We start from the raw sequence: 3,618 nt of genomic DNA, 5'->3' as shown, positions 1-3,618 counted from the left end.
GCCGCCTTCGGCTCGCTGTACGTGCTGGAGGGCTCGGCGCTGGGCGGCCAGGTGCTGACGCCGATGCTGCTCGCGCGGCACGGCCTGACCCCGGAGCGCGGCGCCGCCTATTTCCACGGCTTCGGCGAGCGCACCGGCGCGATGTGGCGCGAGTTCCGACAACTCGCCGATGCGCAGGCCGGCGCCAACGAGACGGATCGCGATGCCGCCTGCCACGCGGCCGTCCAGACCTTCCAGGCGCTGATCGAGACCTTCGCGTCGGTGGGCGCCGGGGCGCCGGACCTGCCGGTCGCAGCGACCGCTCCGTCGATGTCATTCGTTTCGACCGCCGCGGCCACGTCGGTCGCGACTCCGCAATGAACGGGGACGTCGCCACCATGAGCCAGGGGCCGTCGCCGACGTCGATGGACCGCCAGATCGCGCAGTGCGCCAGCGAGCCGATCCGCATCCCCGGCGCGATCCAGCCCCACGGCTGGCTGGCCGCGGTGGACTGGCGCGATGGCGCGCTGGTCGCCTACAGCGAGAACTGGCGCACGCTGCTGCCGGAGTCGGGCGACCTGCTGCCGGCACGCATCGAGGGCGTGCTCGATCCGGTGCGCGCGGCCCGCCATGCGTGGATCGATGGCGAGGGCCCGGTGTCCTGCGGCACGTTGGTGATCGGGGGGCATCGCCTGCATGTGTCGGGCCACCGGCTCGGCGAGCGCGGTTATTTCGAGCTGGAGGCCGACGTCGAGGAGAGCGGCAACCGCGCGCCGATCTACAGCCTGGCCCGGCACCTGGTGCCGATGATGCAGCGCACCGCCGCGGTGGACGAACTCTGCCGGGTGGTGGTCGCGGAGATGAAGCGCCTGACCGGCTTCGGCCGCTGCCTGGCCTACCGCTTCGATGCCGAGGGCCATGGCGAGGTGCTCGCCGAGGCGCTCGACGGCGGCTACGACGCCTATGCCGGCCACCGCTTTCCGGCCTCGGACATCCCGCCGCAGGCGCGCGAGCTGTACCGCCTCAATCACATCCGCCTGATCGCCGACGCCCATTACGAGCCGGTGCCGGTGCGCTTCGTCGACGGCCGCGACGGGACGGCGCTGGACATGTCCCAGGCCGCGCTGCGCAGCGTGTCGCCGGTCCACCTCGAATACATGCGCAACATGCGGACGCTGGCGTCGATGTCGGTGTCCATCATCGTGCGCGGACAGCTGTGGGGGCTGGTGTCCTGCCACGACCACGCGCCGCGCCAGCTGTCCTGGCAGACGCGCATGGCCTGCGAGCACCTGGGGCAGCTGCTGTCGCTGCAGATCGAGGCGAAGGAAGAGAACGAGCAGGTCACCGAGCAGTTGCGCCTGCGCCAGCTGACGCTGGCGATCGTCGCGCACCTGGCGGACAGCGACGCGACGCTGCAGCGCCTGGTGGAGGAACCGGGGCCGCTGCTGCGCCTGGGCCGGGCCTGCGGCGCGGCGGTGATCCTGAACGACAGCTGCTGGTCGGTGGGCGAGACGCCGGACCGCGAGACGCTGCTGACGCTGGGCCAGTGGCTGGCCAATCGCGCCGACCCGGTCTGGCACAGCGACCGCCTGGCGCTGGACGTGCCGCCGTCGCTGGCGACGGCGCTGGCCGGCACCGCGGGCGTGCTGGCGATCTCGATCTCCCGGCTGCATCGCCATCACATCGTGTGGTTCCGTCCCGAGATCGTGCAGACCGTGGTGTGGGCCGGCAATCCGCACAAGACGCCCACGACGGAGCGCGACACGCGGCTGCATCCGCGCCGCAGCTTCTCGAGCTGGAAGGAGCAGGTCGGCGGCCGCTCGCTGCCCTGGACCTCGGGCGAGGTCCATGCGGTGCAGGAGCTGCGGCAGGCGCTGATCGGCGTGGTGCTGCGCCGCGCCGAGGAGATGGCCGAGGTGGCCATGGAGCTCGGCCGCGTGAACAAGGAGCTGGAAGCCTTTTCCTACACCGTGTCGCATGACCTGCGCGCGCCGATGCGCCACATCGCGGGCTTCGTCGACCTGGTGCTGGAGATGGAGGGCCAGGGGCTGTCGGCCCGCTCGCAGCGCTACCTCGCGCATGTGAAGGAGGCCTCCGCCCATGCCGGGCAGTTGGTGGACGCGCTGCTGGACTTCTCGCGGATGGGACGCTCGGCGATCAAGCACGCGTCCATCCACACCGGCCCCATGATCGACGACCTGGTGGCCGAGCAGAACGCGATGAACAAGGACCGCCGCATCGACTGGGTGATCCAGCGGCCGCTGCCGCGGCTATGGGGCGACCCGGTGCTGCTGCAGGTGGCCGTGCGCAACCTGGTGGCCAACGCGGTGAAGTACACGCGGCCGCGCGAGGTCGCGCGCATCGAGATCAGCGCCGTCGAGGACGAGACCGGCGTGGGCCTGAGCATCGCCGACAACGGCGTGGGCTTCCAGATGAAGTACGTGGGCAAGCTGTTCGGCGTGTTCCAGCGGCTGCACCAGAGCGAGAGCTTCGAGGGCACCGGCATCGGCCTGGCCAGCGTGCGGCGCATCGTCGAGCGCCATGGCGGCCAGGTCGACGCCTGGGGCGAGCCCGAGCGCGGCGCCCGCTTCAGCTTCACCCTGCCCACGCGCGCGATGCAGGAGGCCCAGGCGCCCGAGGGCGACGCGGCGGCCGAGACCAACACCGACACCCACCGACCACTTTCCCCCGGCGGCGCAGGGGCGCCTCGCGCCGCCGATTCCCTCTCTCCTGATTCCTGAAGCCGAACGCCATGCTCAAGCCCATCCTGCTTGTCGAAGACGACGCCCGCGACCTCGAGCTGACGCTGGTCGCGCTCGAACGCAGCCAGCTCGCCAACGAGGTGATCATCGTGCGCGACGGCGCCGAGGCGCTGGACTACCTCAACCGCGAAGGCGCCCACGCCGACCGCGCCGAGGGCAATCCGGCGGTCATCCTGCTCGACCTGAAACTGCCCAAGGTCAACGGGCTGGAAGTGCTCAAGGCGGTGCGCGCCACCGAGGCGCTCAAGAGCATCCCGGTGGTGATGCTGACCTCGTCGCAGACGGAGTCGGACGTGGTGCAGAGCTATGCGCTGGGGGTGAATGCCTACGTGGTCAAGCCGGTGGACTTCAAGCAGTTCGTCGCCGCGATCGCCGACCTGGGCGTGTTCTGGGCGGTGCTGAACGAGCCGCCACCGGGCTCGCTGCGCGCCGCGCGGCGTTATGAATGAACCGATGGCAGATTCCGCGCCCCTTCCCCCGCCCGGCGCGCCGACCAGCGCCGCATCCGCCGTCGCGGCTGACGCGCCGCCGCTGGAGATCCTGCTGCTGGAGGATTCCACTTTCGACGCGGAGCTGCTGCTGGCCTCGCTGGAGACCACGCATCCGCGGGCGCGCGTGACCTGGGTGAAGGACGAGCCGGGACTGCTGGGCGCGCTGGAGACGCAGCGCTTCGACCTGATCCTGTCGGACTACCAGCTGCCGGGCTTCACCGGCGCGGAGGCGCTGGCGCTGGCGCAGCGGCTGGTGCCGGGCACGCCCTTCATCTTCGTGTCGGGCGTGATCGGCGAGGAGAACACGGTGGAGCTGCTCAAGCGCGGCGCCACCGACTACGTCATGAAGGGCCGCCTGGCGCGGCTGCCGGTGGCCATCGACCGCG

Annotated in this window: 4 protein-coding genes; all 4 read left to right on the top strand. The window is 71.2% G+C overall.

Going from position 1 to position 3,618, the window contains the following annotated elements:
* The coding region (locus FUT87_RS25035) for a biliverdin-producing heme oxygenase (RefSeq protein ID WP_147242754.1) at positions 1-360 on the top strand (360 nt) is incomplete at its 5' end.
* A 17-nt stretch (positions 361-377) separates the two neighbouring features.
* A complete protein-coding gene (locus FUT87_RS25030) occupies positions 378-2,720 on the top strand; it encodes an ATP-binding protein (RefSeq protein ID WP_147242753.1) in 2,343 nt (780 codons plus the stop codon).
* An 11-nt stretch (positions 2,721-2,731) separates the two neighbouring features.
* On the top strand, positions 2,732-3,190 hold the full coding sequence (locus tag FUT87_RS25025) for a response regulator (RefSeq protein WP_091723694.1): 459 nt from the start codon (positions 2,732-2,734) through the stop codon (positions 3,188-3,190).
* 4 nt (positions 3,191-3,194) lie between these two features.
* A partial coding sequence (locus tag FUT87_RS25020) for a response regulator (RefSeq protein WP_147242752.1) occupies positions 3,195-3,618 on the top strand: 424 nt, incomplete at its 3' end.

Source organism: Mitsuaria sp. TWR114 (assembly GCF_007997345.1).
Note: the sequence above shows the minus strand (reverse complement) of the source record. Positions and strands in the feature narration are given on the sequence as shown.